The organism is Okeania sp. (assembly GCF_983059655.1).
Genome location: NZ_CEZPJD010000475.1, coordinates 1 through 6,104 on the forward strand (window position 1 = coordinate 1; position 6,104 = coordinate 6,104).

1 protein-coding gene is annotated in these 6,104 nt (G+C 33.1%); it reads left to right on the forward strand.

From position 1 onward, the window contains the following. Positions 1-1,535: 1,535 nt before the first annotated feature. The coding region (locus tag AC3DU7_RS22150; protein WP_488041469.1) for a tetratricopeptide repeat protein at positions 1,536-6,104 on the forward strand (4,569 nt) is incomplete at its 3' end.

A 6,104-nucleotide genomic window follows, 5' to 3' on the forward strand; every position in this document is an offset into this window, starting at 1 on the left:
TTAGGGTTTGGGGAGTAAGGGAGTAAGGGAGTGGGGGAGTGGGGGAGATTAAATATTAGACATCTGGTAAAAATCAAAAATAAAATTAATTCTTATCCATAAATTATCAATTATTTATCACTGTTGCCTGTTGCCTCTTTTGGAAGAGATTAAATATTAAAGTAATTATAGAATTATCAAAGATATATTATATAGCAATATGATTTGAGTTGTGAGATATTGGAAACTTTTAGGGAACAGGGAACAGAGATACAGAGAAGAAGAAAAAAACGTATCATATAAATATAATACTTGCTATATTCTATACTTTTAAGGAACACCTCAATTCTTACAACTGATTCCTGATTGCTATATAGCGTTTTTATTTGGGATGTGGAAATTTAGTGCTATGAAAAAGGGAATAGGGAATAGGGAATAGGGAATAGTAAAGAAGGAAAACAGTATTAAATAGTGGTAAACATAAGAATATATGGCACTCAATACATAACTTTTTTCTAAGAAAAAATCTCAATCTAGATTTACATCTCATTTGAAAATGCTATATAACCGAATTCTATGTCATAACTCAGGATAAATGGGAATTAATTAGGAGGTAGTCGGAGAAATTGTCCCTTGAATTTTCTGCCTTTGTCTGTCAATAATACTAGTACTAAATCTCAAAAAGTTTGTTATTTATCTTTAGTAACAGGGAGATGGGGAGCTAGTGCCGCTACGCGGAAGTCAGAAGTATTGATTGGTAAGGCTTTTAGGATTTTGTAACTGGTCAGTTATTTCCGCCATTCTGCACTAGTGAGTAGTGATACCAATTTTCTATAAAGTTGCACTTAATAAAAGATAACAGCTATTAGTAAAACTCAGGTTTTGGTAAGAATTATTAAAGGTATTGTTACAGACAAATGGTACGAGATGGTAATCAAATATAGCATTATTATTCACAAATGGTACAAATTTTTGAGTTTTTTAGACTGAAAAGTTGGGACTTTTTTCGATATAAAAAGGCACTTACCTTGATCTGTCAATGGTTTGAGAGTTAATCAGTAAGTTCTAATTAATACTATAAAAGCCACTCATTCTGACTGCTGACTCCTGATTTGTAGCTCTTATTTAATAACTAATCCCTCATAACATGATATTATAAAAATCATCTATGAAGTTGTGCTTAATAAAAGATGATGACTAACGGTAAAATAAGATCGTAAAAAAAATTATTAAGCGCATCATTACAAAGAAATAATATTAGGTAAAATATTATTACCTACAATTAATACCCCTTGAAAAAAAAGTAAAGACAATAGATATAACTATCTAAAATGAACTGAAGCAACTATTTTTAAGCATATCCGTTCGAGATATACTTTTCTATATAATTCTTTTTGAAAACTGGTATTACAGGAGGTACTGTTAACTAATAACTGAAGTGAAGAGGGTCAAAAAAACAAGGAATAGGAAATAGAAACTATTGCCATTTTTTCAATTAAACTTTTAGTCAAACTGAAAATCAACTTAATTCATAGTAGCAAAAAAAAAGAGAAACAATGACATCAACAAATCCTCCAGAAAGCGCAGCAGAAAAATTCCAGCAAAAAGCAGAAGCTTATGTAGCCGAAAAAAAATTTGATGAGGCGATCGCTTCCTGTGAATTAGCGATAAAAATAGAAGAAAATTATGCTCCACCCTATAAAACTTTAGGTAATATTTGGCAAGTCAAAGGAAAATTAGAAGCAGCAGAAAATTACTATAAGAAAGCATTAGAAATTAAATCAGATTGGCCGGAAGTATATGCTAATCTTGGTAGTTTGTACGCTATACAGCAAAAATGGCAATTAGCTATATCTTATTATCAAAAAGCTGTAGAATTGAAGCCTGATTTTGTCGGAGCTTATCGCAATATGACAAAAGTATGGCTATGTTTGGGTAATGAAAAATCTGCTACATATTGTCAGTATAAAGCACTTTCTATAGAACCTGAAAAAGCCACCCTAGAAGAAATGATGAACTTAGGCAAAAATCTACAGCAACAGGGTAGTTTAAATGAGGCAATATCTTGTTACCGAATTGCCATTAAATTAAATACTAATTCTGTAGAAGCTTATCAAAATTTAGGAGAAGCTTTAAAACAGCAAGGAAATTTAGATGAAGCAACAGTTTGTTTTCGCAGAGCTATAGAACTTAAAGCTACTAATACCAATACAAGAGTAGAAACTTCAACAGATATTAGAGCTAATAAATATAATTTAGTTTCTAGTCAAGAATTAGAAGCCCAAGATACTTTAGTTGGCAGTTTAAATAATCATGAAGAAAATGCTAGTGATACTCTAGCTGCAGCAGAACAGATAAATAATATTCCACCTCAACCAACTGTAGCTGCCATTAATACTGAAGATTTAGAAACTTATATGATGGTGGCACAGACCTATGTGAATCAGAAAAAATGGCAACAGGCAATTACTGTAAGTCAGAAAATTATTTCAATTAAACCAGAACCCAAAGCTTATAAAATACTAGGCAATTCTTTACAAGCTATGGGTAAATTAGAAGCAGCATTAGATTGGTACAAAAAAGCATTAGAAATTAAACCAGATTTTGTAGAAGTTCATGCCAACCTAGGAACTATATTGGCTCAACAAAAACAGTGGGAAAAAGCCATACAATATTATCGAAGAGCAATTGCAATTAAACCAGAATTTGCTGGAGCATATCGTAATTTAGCGAAAATTTATACTCAGCTTAATCAGTCAGCAGCAGCAGCAGAATGTTTATTTCAAGTATTAAGACTAGAACCAGGAAAAGCTACAGCAGAAGAATTTTTATTTACCGGAAATACTCTGAATGAAAATGGTCAATTACAACAGGCGATCGCTTGTTATCAAGGAGCAATTCAGTTAAAGCCACAGTTAGTAGAAGCTAGTTATAAATTAGGAGAAATTTTAATTCAAAACGAGCGGTGGGAAGAAGCAGTTACTTGTTATCAAAGAGTCATGTTTGCCAATCCAAACAATGTAGAACCTTACGAAAAATTAGCAGATGCTTTATTAAATCAAGGACAGCTAGAGTCAGCTTTAAAAAATTATCAAATAGCTAAACAGTTAGAACCAAATAAAATAGAAATCAAGGAAAAAATTGGAGAAATTTATTATCGATATGGAGAAGATTTCCAAGAACAAGGAAAAACAGAAGAGGCGATCGAAGCTTATAGTAAGGTAGCAGAAAATTATCCAGAATTTGATATTCCTTATGGCAAACTAGGAGAAATTTTCTCACAACAGGAAAAATGGGAAGAAGCTGTCAAAGTCTATAAAAAAGCAAGTGAAATAAAATCAGATAATTCTTGGTATTACAATAGTTTAGGAGAAGCTCTCAAAAACTTAGAAAAATGGGAAGAAGCTGTTGAAGCATACCGCCAAGCAATAGAATTAAATCCTGATTTTTCTTGGTCTCATAATAACTTAGGAGACTGTCTATTAAAACTAGAAAAATGGGAAGAGGCTGTTGTACCTTATCGTCGAGCAATAGAACTAAATCCTGACTTTACTTGGTCTTATATTAACTTAGGAAAATCTTTGTGGTCTACCGGAAATTGGCAAGAAGCAATAGAGCCATATCGTCGCGCTATAGAATTAAAAGCAGACCTACCAGAAGCTTATCAAAAATTAGGAGATGCCCTGAAAAAACGCGCTCAATTAGATTTAGATGAAGCCATAAAATGGTACGAAAAAGCCATAGAAAATAACCCAGAAAACGAACAGCTTTATCATAAAGTATTAGAAATCAAACCAGAAGACCACACACTTTATTTACAACTAGGCAATACATTAGTAAAAAAAGGGAAAACTCATGGAGCGATCGCCTTTTATCAGTTAGGTTTACAAATTAATCCAGATGACCCTGAAATTCAGGCAGAATTAGAAAAAATATTACCTAAAAAAAAGACTTTAAGGGAACAGGAAATAGAGGATAGGCAACAGGCAACAGGCAACAGGCAACAGGAAAGTATCGCTCTTTTGAAAAGGGAACAGGAAATAGTAAATAAGGAACAAGCAAATACTGCTATTTCTCCCTCGACTTCTCCTGTAGTTGAAAAAGAAGATACCTATCAATTATGGCTAAAAGCAAATTTACCTAGCTCAGAAAAACTAAAGAAGATGTCGGAAAATTTAGACACTTTTCGATATCAACCGTTAATTAGTATTATCTTGCCAGAAAAAAAAGCATCTCCAGAGTTCCAAGAGACAATTGAATCAGTTATAAATCAAGTTTATCCAAACTGGGAAATCTGTTATATTGCCGATAAACTTCCACAAAATCTAGAAACAGATAACAGAGTAAAATTAGTTTTAAAAGATGAAAGTGAAGATCTTGCCACAGACTTAAATACGGCTTTAGCATTAGCAACAGGAGATTTTATTACCCGGTTAAATTCTGATGATACTTTAACCCCAGATGCTCTTTATGAAATGGCGCTATTCCTGAATAAACATCCAGAAGCAGATATGGTTTATTCAGACGAAGATAAATTAACAAAAGAAGGGACATTAACTCAACCATACTTTAAACCAGATTGGTGTCCAGACTCATTTTTATCTCGAATGTATACTGGTCATTTGTGTATATATCGCCGAGAATTACTAGAAAACTTAAACGGTTTTCGAGAAGGATATGAAAATAGTTATGAATATGATTTAATTCTGCGGTTAAGCGAAACAAGTCAAAAGATATTCCACATTCCCAAAATACTTTATCACAGCAGAATTTCTGAAAATGGAGTAGCAATAAATCAGACAATTTCAGCAGAAACAGCCAAAAAAGCATTAACAGAAGCATTAGAAAGACGAGGAGAAAAAGGAACAATTTATAACCTCACTCAACATCCTGGTTTCTATCAAGTTCGTTATCAAATTCCAGAGAAAAAGCTAGTCAGTATTATCATCCCCACGAGAAACTTGGGAGACATTTTAGATAGATGCCTAGAGTCAATCTTTAGCAAAACAACCTACCCAAATTATGAAGTAATATTGATTGACAATGGCAGCGACGAACCAGAAACAACAGCTATTATCGAAGCATGGAAAAATCAAGAGCCACAACGCTTTAAATGTTATAAACATGATATTCCTTTTAATTTTTCAAAGCTCAATAACTTTGCCGTAGAAAAATCAGAAGGTGATTATTTACTATTCTTAAATAATGACACAGAAGTAAAAACTTCTGACTGGTTAGAAGCAATGGTTGAACAAGCACAAAGAGAAAAAATAGGAGCAGTTGGTGCTTTATTGTTATACCCAGATAATACAATTCAACACGCCGGAGTAGTATTAGGAATGCGGAGTATAGCAGACCATAGTCATCGAGGTTTTTCTCCTACTGATAGTGGATATAATGGTCAAATTATTTCTGTGAATAATTATTCTGCTGTAACTGCCGCTTGTTTAATGTGTCGGCGAAAAGTTTTTGAAGAAATTGGAGGCTTCGATGAAGAATTAGCAGTGGCATTTAATGATGTTGATTTATGTTTGAAAATCCTAGATAAAGGATATCGAAATATTTATGTACCTCACGCTGTTTTGTATCATCATGAATCGAAAAGTCGGGGAGTAGAAAATACAGGAGAAAAGCAATTACGTTTCCAACAAGAAATTCAAAATATGAAGCAAAGGTGGAAACATTTAATAGATGCAGATCCTTGTTATAACCCTCATCTAACTCGACAACAAGAAGACTTCAGTTTAAGGATTAAAACAAATGTCGAAGTTGGTGTTTCTTTATATGAAAAAGATCCAGAAATAGTAGGATGTTCTATTGATGTACCAAAACCAGGAATAGAGCAAAATATTACTTCTATTTGTATAGGTGGATGGGTAGTAGGAAAAACATCTCCACCTGTAACAGTAGAATTAATTGTAGCTGGCAAAGTCATCAGAGAAATTCCTGCTAATTTACATCGTCCAGATGTAGGTCAAATTCATCCAGAAATTCCAGAGGCAAAATATTGTGGTTTTTGGGGAGAATTAGAAGTAATTGAATTTGCGCCAGAGATGAAAATTTCCTTAGAAGCTATTCTCAAAGATGGTTCTCATGTTCGACTGGGAATGGTGAATTTGAAATGT